Annotated in this window: 12 protein-coding genes; 7 read left to right on the top strand and 5 right to left on the bottom strand. The window is 57.5% G+C overall.

Annotation, left to right across the window (positions count from 1 at the left end):
• Positions 1–20 precede the first annotated feature (20 nt).
• From Q0Z94_RS04535 to Q0Z94_RS04525, 3 genes are all read left to right on the top strand, one after another.
• Complete coding sequence (locus Q0Z94_RS04535; RefSeq protein ID WP_298067837.1) at positions 21–1,688, top strand: FAD-dependent oxidoreductase; 1,668 nt, start codon at positions 21–23, stop codon at positions 1,686–1,688.
• Positions 1,689–1,769: 81 nt separating this feature from the next.
• On the top strand, positions 1,770–3,461 hold the full coding sequence (locus Q0Z94_RS04530) for an FAD-dependent oxidoreductase (protein WP_298067836.1): 1,692 nt from the start codon (positions 1,770–1,772) through the stop codon (positions 3,459–3,461).
• 87 nt (positions 3,462–3,548) lie between these two features.
• Positions 3,549–5,078 carry a carboxylesterase family protein gene (locus tag Q0Z94_RS04525; protein ID WP_298067835.1) on the top strand — a complete coding sequence of 510 codons (1,530 nt, stop codon included), beginning with the start codon at positions 3,549–3,551 and terminating at the stop codon, positions 5,076–5,078.
• A 434-nt stretch (positions 5,079–5,512) separates the two neighbouring features.
• Here the strand turns inward: Q0Z94_RS04525 and nifS are convergent, their stop codons facing one another.
• Both nifS and nifU read right to left on the bottom strand, forming a co-directional pair.
• Positions 5,513–6,691: a cysteine desulfurase NifS gene (nifS, locus tag Q0Z94_RS04520; protein WP_298067834.1), complete on the bottom strand. Its 1,179-nt coding sequence runs from the start codon at positions 6,689–6,691 to the stop codon at positions 5,513–5,515.
• A gap of 1 nt (position 6,692) precedes the next feature.
• Positions 6,693–7,529 (bottom strand): Fe-S cluster assembly protein NifU, encoded by an 837-nt coding sequence (nifU, locus tag Q0Z94_RS04515; protein WP_298067833.1) that lies wholly within the window; start codon positions 7,527–7,529, stop codon positions 6,693–6,695.
• A gap of 342 nt (positions 7,530–7,871) precedes the next feature.
• Here nifU and Q0Z94_RS04510 point away from each other — a divergent pair, with 342 nt between their 5' ends.
• A complete protein-coding gene (locus Q0Z94_RS04510) occupies positions 7,872–9,323 on the top strand; it encodes a hypothetical protein (RefSeq protein ID WP_298067832.1) in 1,452 nt (483 codons plus the stop codon).
• A 394-nt stretch (positions 9,324–9,717) separates the two neighbouring features.
• Positions 9,718–11,106 (top strand): sodium-dependent transporter, encoded by a 1,389-nt coding sequence (locus Q0Z94_RS04505; RefSeq protein WP_298067831.1) that lies wholly within the window; start codon positions 9,718–9,720, stop codon positions 11,104–11,106.
• 288 nt (positions 11,107–11,394) lie between these two features.
• Here Q0Z94_RS04505 and Q0Z94_RS04500 read toward each other — a convergent pair whose 3' ends face one another.
• Positions 11,395–12,495, bottom strand: a complete 1,101-nt coding sequence (locus Q0Z94_RS04500) for an AI-2E family transporter (protein WP_298067830.1) — start codon at positions 12,493–12,495, stop codon at positions 11,395–11,397.
• A gap of 480 nt (positions 12,496–12,975) precedes the next feature.
• On the opposite strand from Q0Z94_RS04500, the gene Q0Z94_RS04495 reads away from it, so the two are divergent.
• Positions 12,976–15,555 (top strand): response regulator, encoded by a 2,580-nt coding sequence (locus Q0Z94_RS04495; protein ID WP_298067829.1) that lies wholly within the window; start codon positions 12,976–12,978, stop codon positions 15,553–15,555.
• Between the two features lie 529 nt (positions 15,556–16,084).
• Here Q0Z94_RS04495 and Q0Z94_RS04490 read toward each other — a convergent pair.
• Positions 16,085–16,888 carry a phosphoribosylformylglycinamidine synthase subunit PurQ gene (locus tag Q0Z94_RS04490; RefSeq protein WP_298067828.1) on the bottom strand — a complete coding sequence of 268 codons (804 nt, stop codon included), beginning with the start codon at positions 16,886–16,888 and terminating at the stop codon, positions 16,085–16,087.
• Positions 16,889–17,206: 318 nt separating this feature from the next.
• On the opposite strand from Q0Z94_RS04490, the gene Q0Z94_RS04485 reads away from it, so the two are divergent.
• Positions 17,207–18,859 (top strand): CTP synthase, encoded by a 1,653-nt coding sequence (locus Q0Z94_RS04485; protein WP_298067827.1) that lies wholly within the window; start codon positions 17,207–17,209, stop codon positions 18,857–18,859.
• Positions 18,860–19,490: 631 nt separating this feature from the next.
• Here Q0Z94_RS04485 and Q0Z94_RS04480 read toward each other — a convergent pair.
• Complete coding sequence (locus Q0Z94_RS04480; protein ID WP_298067826.1) at positions 19,491–20,573, bottom strand: acyltransferase; 1,083 nt, start codon at positions 20,571–20,573, stop codon at positions 19,491–19,493.
• Between the last annotated feature and the right edge of the window lie 105 nt (positions 20,574–20,678).

Below are 20,678 nucleotides of genomic sequence, written 5' to 3'. Positions count from 1 at the left end.
CAACCATAGAGGATATTTTCATGAAGATCTCTCCTCATCCGCTTGGCACGCTCATCGAAACGGACGTGCTCGTCATCGGTTCCGGCGCGTCCGGCTGCGGCGCAGCTCTCGGAGCGCGCGAGCAGGGCCTGGACGTCGTGCTGCTGGACAAGGGCAAGCTGGAAAGCTCCGGCTGCATCGGCGGCGGCAACGACCACTACATGGCCGTCCTGAACGAACCCGGCGCCCAGTTCGACACCGCCGAGGACCTCGTAAAATTCTACGCCAAGCCGCTGAACGGCTGGACGCCCGCCATGCTCACCCACGGCTGGTACGACCACATGCGTCCCATGCTGAAGCGCCTTGAAGCCAGCGGCGTGGACTTCGGCAAGAACAGCGACGGAACCTATCAGCGCACTCAGGGTTTCGGCCAGCCCGGCACCTGGTGGGTACACATCACCAACGGCATGACCATCAAGCGTGTCATGGCCCGCATCGTCCGCGACTCCGGCGTCCATGTGCTCGATCGCATCATGGCCATGAAGATCCTCACCGACGGAGGCCGTGCCTGCGGCGCGCTCGGCTGGAACGTGACCACGGGCGAATATGTCATCCTGCGCGCCAAGACCGTGGTCTCTGCCCAGGGCCGTTCCGCCACCCGCGGCTTTACCAACTCCACGCACAATGCCTACAACGTGTGGATGTATCCCTACAACACGGGAGCAGGTGTGGTGCTCGGCTACGATGCCGGCGCCGCCGTCACCGAACTTGACACCTATCAGCGCGCCACTCTGGAACCCAAGGGTTACGGCTGCCCAGGCATGAACGGCATCAACAGCTCCGGCGCGCACGAACTCAGCGCCGTGGGCGAACGCTTCATGCACAAATATGACCCGATGGGCGAAAACGGCGTGCGCAACAATCAGATTCAGGGAACCTACCAGGAACAGATGGAGGGCAACGGCCCGCCCTTCCACATGGACATGCGCCATGTGGATCCCGAAGTCGTCCACGAACTCCAGTACATCCTCATGCCAGGCGACAAGGCCACCTTCTGCGACTGGGCCGACTGCACCGGCACGGATTTCCAGCACAAGCTCCTGGAAGTGGAAATCGGCGAACTCATCTTCGGCGGAACCATCGCGGTGAACGACCGCTTTGAAAGCACGATTTCCGGCCTGTTCTGCGGCAGCATCTTCCTCTACTGCTCCGGTGCCATGTGCGGCGGCTACGAAGCGGGCCGCCAGGCGGCGATCAAGGCTTCCGGCATGGAACAGGCCGGAAGTATCGACAACGGACTTGCCGCGGAGGTGAAGTCCAGCGTGTTCGCGCCTCTCGGCAACGACGGGGAACTGACGTATCAGGAACTGGAAGAAGCCGCCCGTAACGTCATGATGTATTACATGGGCTTCCGCCGCTCCATGGCCGGTATGGAACGCGCTCTGGAAAAGATCACTTTCCTGCAGACACAGCTTCCCCAGCTCCACGCGGACACCCTGCGCGACCTCATGCGCTGCCACGAATCCGCCGAAGTGCTCAAGGTGTGTGAGCTGGCGATCAAGGCCACCATGCAGCGCAAGGAAACCGGCCGCTGCGTGTACAAGGTCACCGATTACCCCGCCCTCAACCCCGACATGGCGAAGCCCCTCCTGCTCATCAAGGGCGAAAACGGCACCGAGTACCACTGGGGCAAAGCCCCTCTTCTGTAGCCCTTTCCGTCTGCAGCCGCCTTCCGGCAGCCCCGCCACAGCTGACGGCGGGCACGGATCAGTCACTCAAGGAGTAATATCATGCCGCCTAGATACAGTCGTGAAATCACCATGCCCATAGTCATGGGCGACAGCCTCAGGGAGCAGTTCCGCACCTCGCCGTGCGAACACTTCTGCCCCGCGGGCAATTCCATCCAGAAAATGCAGGCTCTCGTAGAAAAGGGCGACTTTTGCGAAGCCCTGCGCTACCTGCGCGCCAAGAATCCCTTCCCCGGCGTTACCGGCCGCGTCTGCCCGCATTTCTGCCAGTCCAACTGCAACCGCGCGGGCTACGATGCCTGTGTGAATACCCGCGCGCTGGAACGCGCCGTGTATGACTACGCTCCCCACGGAGCGGCGCAGTTCAAGCGCCGCCCTGCCACGGGCAGGAGCGTGGGCATCATCGGCGGAGGCCCAGCCGGTCTGACCGCAGCCTATTTTCTGGCACTGCTCGGCCACGATGTACTCGTGTACGAAGCCAATCCCGTACTCGGGGGCATGGCCCGCTACGGTGTGCCGGACTTCCGTCTGCCCCGCGACGTGGTGGACCGCGAACTCGGCTGGGTGCTCGAAGCCGGCGTGCGTGCCCGGGTCAATACCGTGGTCGGCCGCGACATTTCCTTCGCCGGCATTCGCGCCGCACATGACGCGGTCATCGTGGCCACCGGTATGCCCAAAGAAAACAGCCTCCCCATCCCCGGTGCGGAATGTGCCGTGAAAGCCGTGGATTTTCTGCGTGAAGCCTCTCTCGGTCTGCGTCCCTCCGTGGGCAGGCGCGTCGTCGTCATGGGCGGCGGGGGTGTCGGCTTCGATGCGGCTTTCGTGGCCCGCCGCCTCGGCGCGGAAGAAGTCCACGTCATCTGCCTTGAAAAGGCAGGGGAAATGCGCGCACCGGAAGAAGACCTCGTGCAGGCTGCGGAAGAGGGCATCGCCATCCACAATTCCTGCACCATGTCCGCCATCCGCACCAGCAACGGCAAGGCCGCAGGCGTGGACTATTTTGAAGTGCAGGAATGCCGCTTCGACGAAAAAGGCCGTCTCACCCTCGTACCCGTGCCCGGCGGGGAACACCACCTGGACTGCGATACCGTGATCTTTGCCGTGGGTATGAAGACCGACCTCGGCTTCATGGCCGGAACGGACGTAACGCTCTCTCCCAGAAACTGGATAGTGGTGGACAAGGAACAGGCCAGCTCCGCCGCGGGCCTCTTCGCCGCAGGTGAAGTGTCCTCCGGCCCCGGCTCCATCGCCGGAGCCATCGGCGCCGGCCGCCGCGCCGCCTTCGGCGTCCACGCCTGGCTCACGGGCGAAAAATCCCGCGTCTACGTCATCGGTGAGGGCGGTGTCATCACGGCCCGCGACGATCTGGCCGGAGATGCGGAACCCTATGTGGTTCCCAGAGAAGAGATCTACGGTATCCTTCAGTATGAAAAGACCGAGGCGCAGAAGCCCGCCTGCGTCAATCACATGGACTTCACGGAAAACTGCGCCGGATACACCGCCGAGCAGGCCGTAACCGAAGCCGCCCGCTGTATGCACTGCGGCCACTGCAAGGGCTGCGGTACCTGCGTGGACGACTGCCCGGGTTATGTGCTGGAACTCAGGCATCTGGAAAACGGCAGCGACCGGCCGGAAGTCGCTCACGGCGATGAATGCTGGCACTGCGCCAACTGCCGCACAAGCTGCCCCACCGGAGCCATAGGCTTCCGCTTCCCCCTGCGTATGCAGGTCTGACGTTCGGCCTTCCCGCGCTTTCAGCCCCTGTCCGGCTTCCCGCCGGACGGGGCTGTGAGAGCTGATACACACGCAAAGGAAAGACGTATGAACAGACGCCAGTTCTTATACGCAGGAACCATGACAGCGCTTATGGCCGGTCTGCCCTTCCGGGCGCATACTGAGGAATCCGTTGTCCATACCCCGAAAGGCGATATCCGCGGCCTTATCCTCGACAATGTCCATGTCTTCAGAGGCGTTCCCTGCGGTATGCCTCCCTACGCAGGCACATACCGTCTTGCCCTTCCGGAGCCTGTCGCATCCTGGAAAGGTGTGCTGGACGCCGTAACCTTCGGTGACATTCCACTCCAGCTTGACAAGGGAAAACCCTGCGGCGGTGGCGACTGTCTGCGCGTGAACATCTGGACGCCCGCTCCCGGACGGAGCAGATGCCCTGTCATGGTCTATATTCCCGGTGGCGGCAGCACAACCTGCAACAACAACGATGTGCGCTTCGACGGCACAGCCTTCGCCTCGGACGGCGTTGTCCTCGTCACCCTCAATTATCGTGTAAACGTAGACGGTTTTCTGAAAATACAGGGCGTTCCGGCGAATCTTGCCCTGCGGGACATGCTTTTCGGTCTGCGCTGGGTAAAGGACAATATTGCGGCCTTCGGCGGCGATCCCGACAATGTCACAGTCTTTGGTCAGTCCGCCGGAGCCACGCACATCACATCCCTGCTCTCCTCGCCGCTGGCGAAGGGACTGTTCCGCCGCGCCATACTCCAAAGTCCGGCTGCTCTTGCCCAGTATGATGCGGCTCTTGCCTCCCGCGTTGCGGAAAGCCTGCTGGCCTTCTATGGTGTGCAAAACAGCCGCGACGCCGTGGCCGCCCTTCCCCCGGAAAAACTGCTTTCCTTTCCGGCCTTCATCGCAGCACAGAATAAAAAGCCGGAGTGGTGTCGTATGCTGGGTGGGAACATCGCCCTGTTCAAACCCTGGTATGACGGAAAAGTCCTGGAAAAACGCCCCGTGGACGCCATTGCGGAAGGTGCTGCGCGTGACGTGGACATCCTGGCAGGCTCGAACGAAGAAGAATGGCGCTGGTATACCGTGCCGAACGGGGCCATCGACAGGCTTGGCGAAAGCGCAGTACGGAGCTTTACGGACTCCACAGGCTTACCCGCCGGCATCGCGGAAAGCTATCGTAAGGCCGGCCGAGGTCAGACTCCCGGAGAACTGTTTACTGCTCTCCAGTCCGACTTCATTTTCCGTATGCCCGCCAACAAGGTACTGGAAAGTCAGAAAAAGGCCGGAGGCAAAGCCTGGGCCTATTCCTTCGCCTGGAAAAGCGACGCTTCGAACGGCCGCCTGAGGGCGGCGCACAGCGTGGAACTGCCCTTCGTCTTCAAAACGCTGCACAAAAATTCCATGCGCGTGAAAAACACGGTGGGACAGACGCCGCCAGAGGCTCTGGCGGAAGCCATGCACAGCGCCTGGGTACGCTTCGCCGTCCACGGCGACCCCGGCTGGACGCCTTTTGACCTGAAGAGCCGCATGACCATGCGTTTTGATACACGGAGTGCAGAAGTGTCTGATCCGTGGAAAACCGAACGCGAAACCATGATCCTGAACTGAACGCTTCTGCCGGCCCCCCCTGCCCAGAGACAAAAGCTCTCCCTTCGCGACAAGAGGGGGAGCTTTTTCGTCTGTGCGGAAAGCACTGCCCGGCCTCCCGTCTGAACAGCTCGCGGAGCAAAGACATACAAAGCCAAATGGCAGCTTCCGCTGTACGAACTGCTGAAAACTGCTGCCGGCCCCTGCCTGGAAAAGGCGCCTCCCACAGGCACAGGCAAAGCAGAAAACTCCGGTGCAGAGCCAAAAGCCTGACGCTCACTTCCCGTAAACACGGTCAGCTATCTTTCAGGGAAGATGGCAGACTTAACAAATTTTACCAGTTCGGAGGCCTGTCTGCCCGTGCTCTGGCAAAGACAAAGCCCGCCTCCTCAGAGGAGACGGGCTTTTCGCCGGGCTGAAAGGCTTCAGGAAGGACGTCTTCCCGCGCTCTCAGTTCACTTTTTCAAAAAACTGGCAAAGGGAGAGATCTCCCGCAGATAACGGACGATACCGGGCATGACCTCGATGACGCGCTCGATCTCTTCCCGCGTGTTGTAACGGGAAAGACTGAAGCGTACGGACCCGTGAGCAAAGTTGAAGGGAACGCCCATGGCGCGCAGTACATGGGAAGGTTCCAGACTGCCGGACGTGCAGGCAGAACCGGAACTAGCGCAGATATGGTACTGATCCAGCTGCAGCAGCAACGCTTCGCCCTCCACGGCCTCGAAGGAAATGTTCAGGGTATTCGGCAGGCGATGTTCCTGATCGCCGTTCACCTTGCAGTTGGGGATGGCGGCAAGCAGTCCTTGCTGGAGACGGTCGCGCAGGGCGGCTACCCGTGTACGTTCGTCTTCGATGTTGGCTCCGGCCAGTTCACAGGCCTTGCCCAGTCCGATGATATACGGCACGTTCTCCGTACCTGCACGGCGGCCGCGTTCCTGATGACCGCCCTTGAGGTACGGACGAAAACGCGTACCCCGCCGCAGGTACAGGACACCGATGCCCTTGGGCGCATGCAGCTTGTGCCCTGACAGTGCGAGATAGTCGATGGGCAGCTTCTGGAGGTCAATGACTTCCTTGCCCACAGCCTGCACCGCGTCCACATGCAGCTGCACACCGTGGGACTTCACAATCTGCGCAACTTTCTCGATGGGGAAGACGGTGCCCGTCTCGTTGTTGGCGTACATCATGGACACGAGCGCGGTGTCCGGACGGATAGCGCGTTCGAGTTCGTCCAGATCGATACGGCCCTGACTGTCCACGCCCAGCCATGTGACCTCGTATCCCTTGTCTTCAAAATAATGCCCGTAGGCAAGCACGGCGGAGTGCTCCACCTTGGTGGTGATCAGATGGCGCTTTTCCGGCTGGGTCTCCGTGGCGGAATACCACGCGGAGTTGTCGGCCTCAGTGCCGCAGGAGGTGAAGATAATCTCTTCCGGGTGGGCGTTCAGAAGCTGCGCTACCTGTTCGCGGCCCCTGCTGATATCGTGCGACATCTGGCCGCCAAAGGTGTGCATACTGGAAGCATTGCCATAGAGCGCGGTAAACGCGGGCATCATGGCTTCCACCACTTCTGGAGCGACTTTGGAAGTGGCATTGTTATCGAGATAGATCACATCGGTCAGAGCAGCCATGTCACGCCTCCACCACAGTGATGGCGGGATCCACCTGTTCGCGCAGGGTCTTTTCCACCAGGTTCTTCAAGGTGAGCTGACTGGCGTTGCAGCCGGAGCAGGCCCCGCGCAGAGCCACGACCACCGTTGTGCCGTCCACGTCCACAAGCTCGATATTGCCGCCGTCCAGAGCCAGACGCGGCGCGATGTCCTCGCTGATGATGCGCATTACCTTCTGCATTCGCTGCACGTTGGTCATGCGGGGCACAGGACGGATTTCTTCCAGAGGCTTGTCCAGGGAACGGAGCTTGTCCAGAATGGACTGAATTTCGTCCTTGCAGCTCCCGCAGGCGCCGCCAGCCTTGATGAAGTTCGTCACTTCCTCCACCGTGGACAGATTGTTTTCCTTCGCCACCTTGATAATCTGGCGATCGGTCACGCCAAAGCACTTGCAGACCAGACGCCCTTCTTCCTCCCTGCTTCTGGAAGGCAGTCCCTTCCAATGCCGCACGGCGTCTTCCAGCGCCTCCTCGCCCATGACGGAGCAATGCATCTTTTCCTTGGGCAGTCCGCCCAGATACTCAACGATCTCCTTGTTGGTGAGCCGGGCCGCCTCTTCCATGGTCTTGCCCTTGATGAGTTCCGTGAGCGCGGAGCTGGAAGCGATGGCGCTCGCACAGCCAAAGGTCTGGAATCTGGCGTCTTCGATCACGCCGTCACTGTTCACCTTGAGCATGAGCTTCAAGGCGTCGCCGCAGGCAAGGCTGCCGGCCTCGCCGATGACATTGGCGTCTTCGAGCACACCAGCGTTGCGCGGATGCAGGAAGTGATCGCGGACAGTCTCAGTATATTCCCACATGGTCTGGGCTCCTTAATAGTGCGGACTGAAGGTTTGAACCGTCACAAAATCCTGACAGTACGGATACAGAAAAAGAGTAATCACTTTTCCCGCAATGTCCAGAAGTCGACCGGCATATTCTTTCAGGGAGCCTGCCGGAGCCACACCTCCATGCCGCACTTCCGTCTGAACGCCTCGCACGCAGGCTTTCTTCAAAAAAAAATACTCCGACTCCCCGGCAGTGGCATCTCCCCTTGACAAAAAAGCCCGTATGCCATTAAAAAATTAACGTCGACATTTTTTCTGTCATGACAGAGCGTTGCAGGACGTCCTGAGACAAACGGAATCCTTTCAGGAGAAAGTATGTTTTTGAAGTCTCGTTTTGTCCAGACTCTCGCGGCTCTGGTTTGTGTTTTCACGGTAAACGGCATGGCCCTTGCCGCTGAAAGTGAAAGTGCTGTCATGAAATCCCCTGCCACCGATGGTGCGTATGTGCTGCGCCTGCAGGGAATGACCAACAATGTGAAGATCAAGCTGCTTGACGGCAGCCGCAAGACTATCGATGACGGCGTGGTCATCCGCCAGAGCTATGTGAAGGACGGCAAGGTCGTCATTCCGGCCAGCGGGCTTTACACTACATCGCGTTGCAGTAACTGGTGGTCGTTCAACGACCATACCTTCACCATTGCGGGCAAGCTGTATCACTTTATCACCGACGAATATCAGCAGGACGTGGTGAAAAACGTGACCATGAAGCCCGGTGATGTCGTCTTCGGCAACAAGGAAAAAACCCGCGGCTGGGAACTCGAAGCCATCGACGCCGCCCCCTTCGGTATCGAGGGCGGGCATATGGCGTATTTCTGGCTCGTCAAGACCACGGGTAACTACTACGGCAATCCCTTCATCGTGGTTGGCGGCGCAAATGTGAAGCCCTCCGCTTCCGACGGCTCCCTGTTCAAGAGCGGCTCAGGCCTCAAGGAAGGCACGACCTCCTGCATGGAGCAGCCAGACACACGGCCCTATCTTGTAGGCAACGCCATTTCCACGAACTCCCGCTCCGTGATCTACATGGATTCGCTCGGCCCCAACGAAGCCAAAATCAAGGAGTTCGTCACCGTCAGCACCACCAAGGCGCTCATCTCCCCGAACGCTCCCGTCATGGGTCTGTACGGTAAGGGCGACACCTTCAAGATCGGCAAGGCCACGGTGGAAGTGACCGACATCAGCGCCGATACCGCCACCGTGAAAATAACCAGCGAAAAGGGCAGCGTCTCCAAGACGCTCAAAGCCGACAAGGAATCCCTCAAACTGTTCCCCAACTCCCGCCCGGTGTGCAAGGCCATGTACGTTCAGTCCGCCGACGGCAAAGAACTTGTGAACATCAATCCCCGCAGCGAAGGCGGGGCGTTCACCAACGGCAAGGTCGCTCTCATGGCTCACAGCGATGTCATCACCGTGACCAACGGCGGAACATGGGAAGCCGACAGCCGCTTTATCACCCGACCCGAAATCTGTGCGGAATGCTCGTTCATCCATGAAATCGTGCTGGAAAACAAGGAACCCATCGTTCTCGATGCAAAAAACAGCAAGTATGTGGGTCCCGAAGGGTACTTCAGCATCGTCATTGACAAGATGAACGGCGATACCGTGGAAGCCTGGCATGTGGAAAACGCTAAGGCCAGGACCGACAACCTCGCCGGCCGCGCCAAAGGCAAGCACATCGACCTCGTTCTCGGCGCAGCCTGCCGCTCTACCGGCCATTTCTTCAACCGTGTCTATCCTCAGCTCTACAAGGAAGCCCTGGGCGTGAAGTGATGCCTTCGTCCGTATCGACGGTGTCGCTATAAAAACCTGAGAGCCGCGTGTACCCCATGCGGCTCTCTCGTTTAATGGCCCTGCCAGCCTTCTCCAGCTTTCTGCAAATCACGACAGCCTCATCCTTTCCATACCTTCTCTGCCGCGCCCGGAAAACGCACATAAGGTTTTCTCTCCCTGACTTATCACCCTCAAAAAAACGCTTGCGGCACGGGCGAAACTGTCCGGCAGCCACATGCGGACACGCCTGCCGAAAAGCGCCCGCAGCCCTGACTTTGCACCTGTTAAACAACGGGCACACGCGGTGTAACAAGGCTTTTTTCGTCTTCCGCCTTGCTATTTTCCCCCATGTCCTATACCGTAGTTCCCACCGTCGCTTTCAGAGGAGTGTCATATGTCGCAGAGTACAGATTCCGGTTCCAGAGGCTCCTTCTCTGGACGCATCGGCTTCGTCCTTGCCGTGGCCGGTTCCGCCGTGGGCCTTGGCAATATCTGGAGATTCCCCTACCTCGCCGCCAAATACGGCGGCGGCACCTTTCTCCTGGTCTATCTGATCCTGCTGGTGACCTTCGGCTTCGCTCTTATCATGGCCGAAATCACCATCGGCCGCAAAACGCGCCTCAGCCCCATCGGAGCCTACAAATATTTCTGCCAGGAAGGAAAACACACCGGGATCATGCTCGGCGGCTGGATCAACGCCATCGTCCCCATGATCATCCTGCCGTATTACTGCGTCATCGGCGGCTGGGTCATCAAATACCTCATCGGCTACCTTTCCGGACAAGGGCCGGCCGTGGCCGAAGACGGCTATTTCGGCAGCTTCATCTCCTCCTCATGGGAAGCCCCCGCCTACTTCATGGTCTTCTTTGCCTGCACGTCGTTCATCGTACTCAAGGGCGTTGATGCCGGTGTCGAACGCGCATCCCGGCTCATGATGCCCCTGCTCCTGCTCCTGGGTCTGTGCGTGGCCATCTACTCCATGACGCGCCCCGGAGCTTCGGAAGGCATCTACTACTACCTCGTCCCGGACTTCTCCCATTTCTCCATCATGACCGTTGTCGCCGCCTGCGGACAGCTCTTCTTCTCGCTCTCCATCGCCATGGGCATACTCATTACCTACGGTTCGTACATGAAGAAGGACGTGGACGCGGAACAGGCTACCAGCCAAATTGAAATCGTCGATACCCTCGTCGCCATGCTCGCCGGATTCATGATCATTCCGGCCGTGTTCGCTTTCTCCGGCGCGGACGCTGCCGAACACCTGAACGCCGGCCCCTCCCTCATGTTCATCACCATTCCCAAGGTCTTCGCAAGCATGGGCATGGGGTCGGTCATCGGCTTCGCCTTCTTCCTCATGGTTTTCTTTGCGGCCCTCACTTCCTCCGTGTCCATCCTCGAAGCCTGCGTTTCCACCGTGGCCGATGAAACGCACTGGTCCCGCACAAAATGCATCCTCGTCATGTCCGCGGAAGCCGTGGTCATCGGCGTTCCCTGTGCCCTGGGTTTCGGGCCGCTGGGCTTTATCCAGCTTGCCGGCATGAGCATCCTCGACATGCTCGATTTTCTCAGCTGTTCGGTACTCATGCCCATCGCCGCCATCGCCACCTGCTTCCTAGTCACCCGCGTCATCGGACTCAAGGAAATGAGCGAAGAAATCAAGCGCTCGTCCGCGTTCAAGCGGGAAGCCGTCTTCCGCCTCTGCATCACCTGGCTGGCTCCCGCCATCCTGATCATCATCCTGGTCTCCTCCATTGGCTCCGCGCTGGGCCTGATCAAAATCTGACGAGAAATGCCGCAGCAAAACGCCGCCGGTCTTCACTGACTGGCGGCGTTTTTTCGTCCCGGCAAAGAGGGCGGATAAAGGGAGACCGGCCCGAACATCGCTCGTGTGGGCCGGTCTGTCCAAGGAGGAGAGAGGAGTGTGAGGAGAAACAGGAGGAGTTTCTTTTGCAGAGGATTGACAAGCTGTACGTTAGCAAATTCCGGCACAGTGTCACGTTTCAAAATATTACAGTTCCCCACGGCAGCGTAACATTTTCTTGTATCTCATAATCGGCACCAACGACGCTCTTCAGAAGCGGTCCCGCCCGCCGTCTTCGCACAGTTTCTCCGCTTCCGCGGCGTCAGGCTCGTATTCCTCCATGAAGATCTGCCACACCGTGACGAAAAACACGGCCAGAGCCGGACCGGTCACGAAGCCGTCCATGCCGAACATCATGAAACCGCCCAGTGTGGACAGCAGGACAAGAAAGTCCGGCAGCTTGGTATCCCGGCCCACGAGGACAGGCCGGAGAACGTTGTCGGCCAGCCCTATGACGCCCGCGCCGTAGAGCAGCAGAACTGCGCCCGCCCAGTACTGCCCTGTGGCCAGAAGGTAGACGGCCGTGGGCGCCCACACCAGCGCCGCCCCCACCACGGGAATGAGCGAAAGCCCGGTCATGACAACGCCCCAGAGTACCGGCGAGCGTATGCCGAGAGCCCAGAAAATCAGCCCGCCCAGCATACCCTGAGCGGCCGCCACCAGCAGGCTGCCCTTGACTGTGGCCCGCATCACTCCGGCGAACCTGCGGAGCAGACGCATCTCGCGCTTATCCCCGAAGGGCATGGCACGGATAAGCAGCCTCACCAGTCTTTCACCATCGCGCACGAAGAAAAAGGAGAGATAGAGGACGAGGGCCAAATCCGTAAGAAAATGGGCCGCGCCGCCGCCAAAGGCCACGGTGTTCTTTGCCAGCATCCCGCCCAGCGACATCCCCAGTCCCGAAAGCTCCGTCTTGATGCGCGCGGCGTCGTAACCATAACGGGCAAGCCATTCCTGAGCGGCGGGAAACAGTACCCGCAGGCGATCCACGGCCTCCATGAAGACGCTCTCGCCGGAGGAAAGCCGTGCGTACATGGCCGCACCTTCGCTCACACAGGAATAAACTATCCAGGCCAGCGGCAGGATGATGACCACCAGACTGCACGTCACGGTAAGAAGCGCCGCAAGACTGTGCCCCATGCGGCAGCGCTCCCTCAGCAGAACCTGCATGGGGGTGAAGAGTACGGCAATGACCGCGGCCCATAAGACCACGTCGAAAAACGGCCGCAGCATCCACCCGAACAGCACGGTAGCGGCGACAAGGAGCAGCAGAAACGCCCTGGCTTCGAACACATGCTTCTCGCAGACCATGAAACCTCCTTTCCGGCAGGAGGAAGTTCGCCCTCTGTTTCCCCCGCGCCGCGCACTGCGTCCATTCCCGCCGCATTCGGGGAACGTCCGCTTCTCCCCTGTCCGGCGTCCGCAGTCAGCCCCACGATACCGCGCTCCGCCCCCAGCTGACAAGCTGCTCCAGCCACGGAAAGCGTTGCTTCGGGAACCAGACGAAGAAGCAACACCCTTCAGGACGGGCTGGACTGTATTTTGAAGTACGGCTGTGTTTTCAATACATGTATGAGGAAAGATGCCTCTCCCCGGTCCACACCTCAAGCCCTGGAGGCGAAGGCGGAGCATGGCAATTTTCCCTTTACAAAACACGAGTGGCAAATTAGCCTTATAAGGATACGTCCTTGTCCGCAAAAGCGGAAAAACTCCGGGACGTTCAATGCGCCTTTTCCCTGTGTCTCCTTTCCCTAACCAAAGGTCGCGGCAATGGACAGACAGCGGACAAACTTGAAAGCCATATACAAGAAGGGCAAACTCCTCATCGTCACGGGTGTCACCGTCCTTGCGCTCATCCTCGTGGCCTCCGTGTCCTATGTTCAGGTACAGGAAATCGTCTGGAAAAACTCCCTGCTGCGGCTGGAAGAAGGCGTACAGACCGTCGTGGACGAAATCCAGTCCATGGTGGAGCGGGACACCCGAATCCTCAAGGCCACGGCGGAACTGATCACCGATGCCGGCGTGGACAATCTGGAGTCCACCATAGACACGCTGCGTTCCATATCTCCTCTGCTGAAGGTCATGAACGTCCGCCTTCTCCTGCCCAACGACCAGATCGTCACCCCATCCGGGAATGTCATCGATGTTTCCCAAAAGGAAGATTTCAGCTTTCAGAAAGAATTTCAGCGCGGGGAACACCTCACGGATCGCGTGGTCAGCGTGGAGAACGGGGAGCTTATCCTGCGCAACATGCTTCCCATCATTAAAGACGGCAGACCGGTGGCTCTGCTCTACGGCGCCATCTCCCTGAAAAAGCTCCCTCAGCAACTGAGTATCCGTAATATTTATAATGGCAAGGCCAGCACCTATATCATCGACACCCGTACCGGCAATTTCATTCTGGACACCTGGCACGACAAGCTGCTCAACGTTGCCGATATGGATACGCCGGATCGCGAGACGCGGGGGGGGACAAGCTGGCACGAGTACACGGACAGTATGCTGGCTCTGGGCCGCGGACTGGTGATCTACCGCACACCAAGACTCCAGGGCTGGGAATACATGTATTACGGACCGGCGGGCGTAAACGACTGGAGCATCAGCATTTCCGTGCCGGAAAGCGAAGTGTTCTCCCTGCTCTGGCAGATCCGCCGCGTGGCGGCCATCGTCGCCCTGCTCATGGCCGCTGCGCTCGCACTGTACATCTTCTTCCTGTACCATCAGATGAAGGAGCGCGCCGCCGAAGCCGTGGAACAGGCGCTGCTCTCGGAAAAACTGCGCAAGGCAGAAGCGGCGGACAGGGCCAAGACCACGTTCCTGTTCAACATTTCCCACGACATCCGCACCCCCATGACCGCCATCCTGGGCTTCACCACGCTGGCGAAGAACTGCCTCGACAACCCCTCACGCCTGAAGGACTACCTCGCCAAGATCCTCTCTTCCGGCAACCACCTGCTCAGCCTCATCAACGACATTCTCGACATGAGCTGCATTGAGGCCGGCAAGCTGGAAATCAACGAAAAGCCCTGCTCCCTCGCCGAAATCTTTCAGGAAATCCGCGACATCATTCAGAATCAGGTTAGAGAAAAACAGCTTGCATTCTCCATAGATGCCGAGGACGTGACCGACGAGGACATCCTCTGCGACCGGCTGCACCTCAATCAGATACTGCTGAATGTACTCTCGAACGCCGTCAAGTTCACGCCCGAAGGCGGCTCCGTGGCCGTAACGGTGCGGCAACGCCCAGGCGCTCCCGCAGGATATGCGAGCTACGAAATCCGCATCAAGGATACCGGCATCGGCATCAGCCCGGACTTCATCCGCGACATTTTCAAGCCCTTTGAACGGGAACGCACCTCCACGGTCAGCGGCATACAGGGCAGCGGCCTGGGTATGGCCATCACGAAGCGCATCGTGGACGCCATGGGTGGAACCATCGCAGTGGAATCTGAACCCGGTCACGGCTCGGAATTCATCATCGGACTCGATTTCCGCCTTCAGCCCGGCGCCAAGCCGCCTGCGGCTCTGCCGGAACTGGCCGGACGGCGGGCGCTCATCGTGGACGAAACACTTTCCACACGAAAATGCCTCACTGCCATACTCGCCCACTTCGGGCTGCGCACGGAAGACGCTGCGTCGGGCGAGGAAGCCCTCACGCTCACACGAAATGCCGCGGCTGCGGGGGACGCCTTCTCCCTCTGCATCACCAGCTGGACACTGCCCGGAGCCGGCGGGCCGGAAATCGTGCGCCGTTTCCACAGCCTTCAGCCGGACGCGCTCGTCATCGCCACTTCCTTCGACTGTGCCTCCTTTGAAGAAGAAGCGAAACAGTCCGGGGCCGCAGCGGTCTGCAACAACCCCTTCTTCCTCTCTGTGCTGCGCGACGCTCTGTCCGCCGCCCTGGGCGCACCCAAAGTGGAACCGGTCAGGGAAGAGGAAGCTCCGGATCCCCTGGCTCGGCTGCACGGCCTGCGACTTCTCCTTGTGGAGGACAACGAGCTTAACCGCGAAATCACCCAGGAAATTCTGGAAGAAGCCGGTTTCATTGTGGATACCGCCGGGGACGGAACCGAGGCCGTGAGCAAGGTGCGCAGCTCCCCGCCCGGCCATTACGCACTTGTTCTCATGGACGTGCAGATGCCCGTGATGAACGGCTACGAGGCCACGCGAACCATCCGCGCCCTGAACGACCCACAGCTTGCCGCCGTGCCCATCGTGGCCTTTACCGCCAACGCCTTCGAAGAAGACAAGAAGCAGGCTCTGAGCTGCGGCATGAACGCCCATGTGGCCAAGCCCATCGACGTGTCGAAGCTCATGGCCGTCCTCACCCGCCTGCTGGACGGGCAATCTCCGCAGACCGACGAGTCCTGAGCGGCTTTCCAGAAAGCACGTCAATAAAAATCTCTGCGGGGGACTGTTTGGGACTGAAATGCAGCCGGTCGGGAAAACTGCTTTACCGCCCAGCCAGCCCAGGCTGCGCTCTCACCAGTTATCCTGCTGCCGGTTTTGCTGCCGTTCCTGATGCAGGGTGGCATACGCACTGCCGAAAACCCTTCACGGCAAGACAACACACCAACCGTGCAGTGTTCTGCAGCGTCCTGACAGTCCTCACGTCACAGGAAAAGAGACGTTTATACAAACTCTTTTAAACGCTCCTCAAAGCTGAGCCTCTTGCCGCTTTCCGTGGGACAGCCGCCAAACAGCCAGGAAGAAAGACTGCGGTGTTCACGGCCCTCGGACAGAACCAGGACTGTTCCCGGCTTTACGCACGGACAAGGCATCGGCTCTCCCGGTAACATAACGGCAAGACGGCGCACCTGTCCCCTGTTCACTTCAGAGTATGGGTGCGCCGTCTTCGGGAGAAAGCAAAGGCCGTTCCCCGCTGTCCGTTCAGCGTCTGTCAGCGCAGGTAGTGCACGGCGTTTTCAAAGAGTATGGTGCCGGGCAGCTCGTATTCGCCGCGGCGCCATCCGGGAGCGTTGGTATTGTGGCTGAAGGCTTCGGGATGGGGCATGAGGCCGAGGCAGTGCCCCGTGGGATCGGTAAGTCCGGCGATGGCCAGAGGAGAACCGTTGGGGTTGGCCGGATATTCCTGCGTCGGCAGACCCGTTTCCGGATCGGCATACTGGAGGGCGATGAGATTTTCAGCTTCAAGGCGCTTCAAGGTTTCATCATCGGGAACCACGATACGCCCTTCACCGTGGCGAACCGGCATAGCCAGACGCCCAAGTCCTCTGGTAAAGATGCAGGGACTTTTCCCGTTCGCCGTCAGCTCCACCCAGCGATCCTCGAACCGCGCAGAATTATTGTAGGTCAGCGAGACCTGGCGCTCAAAACGCTTGCCGTCCAGCGCGGGCAAAAGCCCCAGTTTGACCATGAGCTGGAAGCCGTTGCAGATACCCAGCATCAGTTTGCCGTCGTTCAGGAAGCGGTTCAGATGTTCCAGAAGCGGCACACCGTGCGCATCGTTCAGGTGCAGCCAGCGCTGAGCCGCCGCCTGGGCCGCCCCCATGTCGTCGCCATCGAGGAAGCCGCCGGGAAAGGTGATCATCTGATAATCTTCAAGCCGGACATCGCCGGACACGATATCGGAAAAATGGACAATATCCGCACGATCCGCACCGCCAAGGCGGGCAGCATGCGCCGTTTCATCGTGGCAGTTGGTACCGTAGCCGGTGAGCACCAGGACATTGACCTTGGCCATTGCGTACTCCAGAGGGCGGACAGGGGTTGCCGGAAAACCGGAATTCAGAAAGCGCCGCACTCCGCCGCAGCAGCGCCTTTCTGCGGAAGGCTCTGTCCCTCGAAAAGGCAGGCCGCCCCGTGTCCTTTACAGCAGCTCGCCGGGACAGAAGAAATTTTTCCGGGGTCCTGATTTAAGCCTTCCTTTCCCAAGGGGTATCAAGTATAAGGAGGAAAGCCGCGGTGCGTCAATGGGGTGACATTTCGTCCAAAAGGCGCGAATCTGCGTATCCGGTGTCAGAGTTCCTCCTCCGCCATGCTTCATAAATAAGGTATCTCCATGAAGACAAAGTTTATTTTCGTTACGGGCGGCGTGCTTTCCTCTCTCGGGAAAGGACTGGCCTCTGCTTCTCTGGGCGCGCTGCTCAAAACCCGGGGACTTTCAGTGACCATCCAGAAACTGGATCCCTACATCAACGTGGACCCCGGAACCATGAATCCTTTCCAGCACGGCGAAGTCTACGTCACGGACGACGGCGCCGAGACGGATCTTGACCTCGGCCACTACGAACGCTATCTCGATGTCTCCCTGTCCCAGCGCAACAACACTACTTCCGGGCGCATCTATTACAACGTCATCACCAAGGAACGCCGCGGTGATTATCTGGGCGGTACGGTTCAGGTGATTCCCCATATCACCGATGAGATCAAGCGTACGGTTCTCAGCCTTACCGAAGGTGAGAATGCCCCGGACGTGGCCATCATTGAGATCGGCGGCACGGTCGGAGACATCGAGGGGCTGCCCTTCCTCGAGGCCATACGCCAGCTCCGTTCCGACATCGGCCGCAACAACTGTCTGAATATCCATCTTACACTGGTGCCCTATCTCCGGGCCGCAGGCGAGTACAAAACCAAGCCCACACAGCACAGTGTCAAGGAACTCCTGTCCATCGGCATTCAGCCGGACATCATCCTCTGCCGCTGCGAAGAAACCATTCCCTCCGAGCTGAAAAAGAAGATCGCCCTGTTCTGCAACGTGGACGAGGACGCCGTGTTCACCTCTGTGGACGTGAAGAACGTCTACGAAGTGCCGCTGCGTTTCTACGAGGAAGGCTTTGACCAGAAGGTGGCCATCATGCTGCGGCTGCCGGCACGCAACGCCGACCTTTCGGGCTGGCACAAGCTCATGGCCGACTTTGAGGAAGCCGCCAGAAACAAGGTAACGATCGCCATCGTGGGCAAATATGTAGACCTCAAGGAAGCCTACAAGAGCCTGCACGAAGCCCTGGTTCATGCTGGCGTGGCAAACCACGTCTCCGTTAATCTGAAATATGTGAACTCTGAAGAAGTCACGGCGGAAAACGCCGCCGCCACCTTCCAGGACTGCGATGGCATCCTCGTGCCGGGCGGCTTCGGCTTCCGCGGGGTGCAGGGCAAGATAGAGGCCATCCGCTACGCGCGCGAACAGAAGGTGCCCTTCTTCGGCATCTGCCTGGGTATGCAGTGCGCGGTCATCGAGTTCGCCCGCCATGTGGCGGGGCTGGAACGCGCCAACTCCGAGGAATTCGACCCGCTGACGGATCAGAAGGTCATCTACCTCATGACCGAATGGTACGACTTCCGCAGGCAAACGGTGGAAACCCGAGATGAAGGCAGTGACAAGGGCGGAACCCTGCGCCTGGGAGCCTATCCCTGCACCGTCATTCCTCATACCCGCGCCGCAGATGCGTATCAGCAGGAAAACATCTCCGAGCGCCACCGCCACCGCTACGAGTTCAACAACGCCTTCCGCGACATTCTCAGTCAGAACGGCATGGTCTTCAGCGGAACTTCACCCGATGGAACGCTTGTGGAAATGGTGGAACTGCCCGATCACCCGTGGTTCGTGGGCTGCCAGTTCCATCCCGAATTCAAGTCCCGTCCCATGCACCCGCATCCGCTCTTCCGCGAATTTATCGCCGCTTCCGTCAAGGCGCAGAAAAAACAAGGCTGACCCCTGCTCCGTGCAGAGAAAAAGGCTCGGCTTCACGCCGGGCCTTTTTCGTCTCTTCGCTCCGAACTTCGCCCGAACTTCCAGTGCCAGGCACAGCTCCGCAAAACACACAATCTGCCGCCGTTTCACCACTGCAAAAGGTGCCACGCCTACATCGCGGCGGACAAAAAACAACCACCAGGGCATCATCTGTTGCTGAATCAACGGCACGGACGAAGGGCTCTTCTGTGGAGTTGCGCAGACAACGAGCTTCACACTGCGGCGGCACCGACACACCGACTATTAAAATTGCCGTTCAGAATGCAGCCAGTATGAAATCCAGCGCTGTTTTCAAAGCTCCGCGACAAGAACGCAAGGCTTACCGCCGGTGATAGCACTTGGTGCCTTGCCCTTAGGCCGAAGAACATCGCCCCGAGACCACGGAACTCACGCCTCTCTTCCAGCAAGTACGCAAAAGCTCAAGGCCGCGGCGTTCCGAAAACACGTTGCAACTCTTTTAACGGGGGACAGGCCTGGGGCTGAACTTTCCTTGCTGTCCAGCACAAAGACTGTTTGCTTTCTTCCACGTCAGGCAGGAAGAAAACCTGACTGCGTCCTGCGACTCCTGTTTTCATGCGGAGTCTGTTAAAACTTAATCACATGCTTTCGCAGCATATTTCAATATCAGTTTTTTACACGGTCTTTCAACCACATGATACGTTATTATTCCTACAATAGTACAGATACATACAAATAATATAATATTAAATAGCGGGTAATTAATGACAAATTCACGTGTCCATAAATATTTTTTCAAAATAAAAAATGGAAAATACTGCATCATATAAATGCTATAGCAATATTTACCAAAAGATGACATCCAGGAAACATTAAATAATTTTGATAAAAACCCTTTATTAAATAAAAATGAATAAAACATCATTAAAAACGAAACAATTATTATAGCAAAACTTATTGATACCCCTTTTACAAGTGTAATTTTTATTATCAAAAATAATGAAATAATTTCTATAACAGTCCATATAATTGTTGCCTTTTTGTCGTTTATTTTAACTATACAAGGATAACAATTTCTATACAAATAAGCAATTAAATACCCCAAACCCATTCCTGCAATGCCGCGAACCATCCGAAATGAAAAAATATAACCTTCTATTTGATTACCATTTTCCTTTAAAAGAATTGAATATGCACAAAAAACAATTATACCAATAACATAGCTTATTTTATTTTTATCAAATATATTATATATTAAATAATACAAAATATATCCCCAAAACATAACATTTACATACCACATGTGGCCTGCTGACATTTTATGAGTGAGTGCATCATGTAATAAAAACATTTCAAAACACCAACTTGTTTTATTAAAGTATTCTACACCAAATATATCAAGAACTAACAAACATATTATCGAGCAAATTACAACCGGCCATAATCTCGCTATCTTGTTAATAACAATTTTAAATAAATTATATTCTTTTTTATGAAAAGAAAAAAACATAAAAAATCCCGATATAATAAAAAATGTATCACACATATAAGCAAATGCAGAAGTAAAACTTTTCACCCAAAAAAAAGGCGCCTGACTTCCAGCAATCAATATTAATTGCTTTAAACAATGCCCATACAAAATTATTATTGTAAAAAGAATACGAAAAAAATCGATATTATCAAGATGAGGTTGATGTATCGAAGTTTCAGTATTCATTGCTTCAAACCTCCACAACAGCGCATTATTGTTTCATATTCCAGGATCGTCTCGGCTTCCCGAACTCATCCCTTGGAAATGACAAAAAAGTGTACTTTTTTGCCG

This window comes from uncultured Mailhella sp. (assembly GCF_947631555.1).
GTDB lineage: Bacteria > Desulfobacterota > Desulfovibrionia > Desulfovibrionales > Desulfovibrionaceae > Mailhella.
This window is presented reverse-complemented; position numbering and strand designations above follow the sequence as displayed.

What these genes read in the sequence shown, in the direction of transcription:
- Q0Z94_RS04535 (WP_298067837.1), top strand. Translation starts at nt 21, where the DNA reads ATGAAGATCTCTCCTCATCCGCTTGGCACGCTCATCGAAACGGACGTG.
- Q0Z94_RS04530 (WP_298067836.1), top strand. Translation starts at nt 1,770, where the DNA reads ATGCCGCCTAGATACAGTCGTGAAATCACCATGCCCATAGTCATGGGC.
- Q0Z94_RS04525 (WP_298067835.1), top strand. Translation starts at nt 3,549, where the DNA reads ATGAACAGACGCCAGTTCTTATACGCAGGAACCATGACAGCGCTTATG.
- nifS (WP_298067834.1), bottom strand. Translation starts at nt 6,691, where the DNA reads ATGGCTGCTCTGACCGATGTGATCTATCTCGATAACAATGCCACTTCC.
- nifU (WP_298067833.1), bottom strand. Translation starts at nt 7,529, where the DNA reads ATGTGGGAATATACTGAGACTGTCCGCGATCACTTCCTGCATCCGCGC.
- Q0Z94_RS04510 (WP_298067832.1), top strand. Translation starts at nt 7,872, where the DNA reads ATGTTTTTGAAGTCTCGTTTTGTCCAGACTCTCGCGGCTCTGGTTTGT.
- Q0Z94_RS04505 (WP_298067831.1), top strand. Translation starts at nt 9,718, where the DNA reads ATGTCGCAGAGTACAGATTCCGGTTCCAGAGGCTCCTTCTCTGGACGC.
- Q0Z94_RS04500 (WP_298067830.1), bottom strand. Translation starts at nt 12,495, where the DNA reads ATGGTCTGCGAGAAGCATGTGTTCGAAGCCAGGGCGTTTCTGCTGCTC.
- Q0Z94_RS04490 (WP_298067828.1), bottom strand. Translation starts at nt 16,888, where the DNA reads ATGGCCAAGGTCAATGTCCTGGTGCTCACCGGCTACGGTACCAACTGC.
- Q0Z94_RS04485 (WP_298067827.1), top strand. Translation starts at nt 17,207, where the DNA reads ATGAAGACAAAGTTTATTTTCGTTACGGGCGGCGTGCTTTCCTCTCTC.
- Q0Z94_RS04480 (WP_298067826.1), bottom strand. Translation starts at nt 20,573, where the DNA reads ATGAATACTGAAACTTCGATACATCAACCTCATCTTGATAATATCGAT.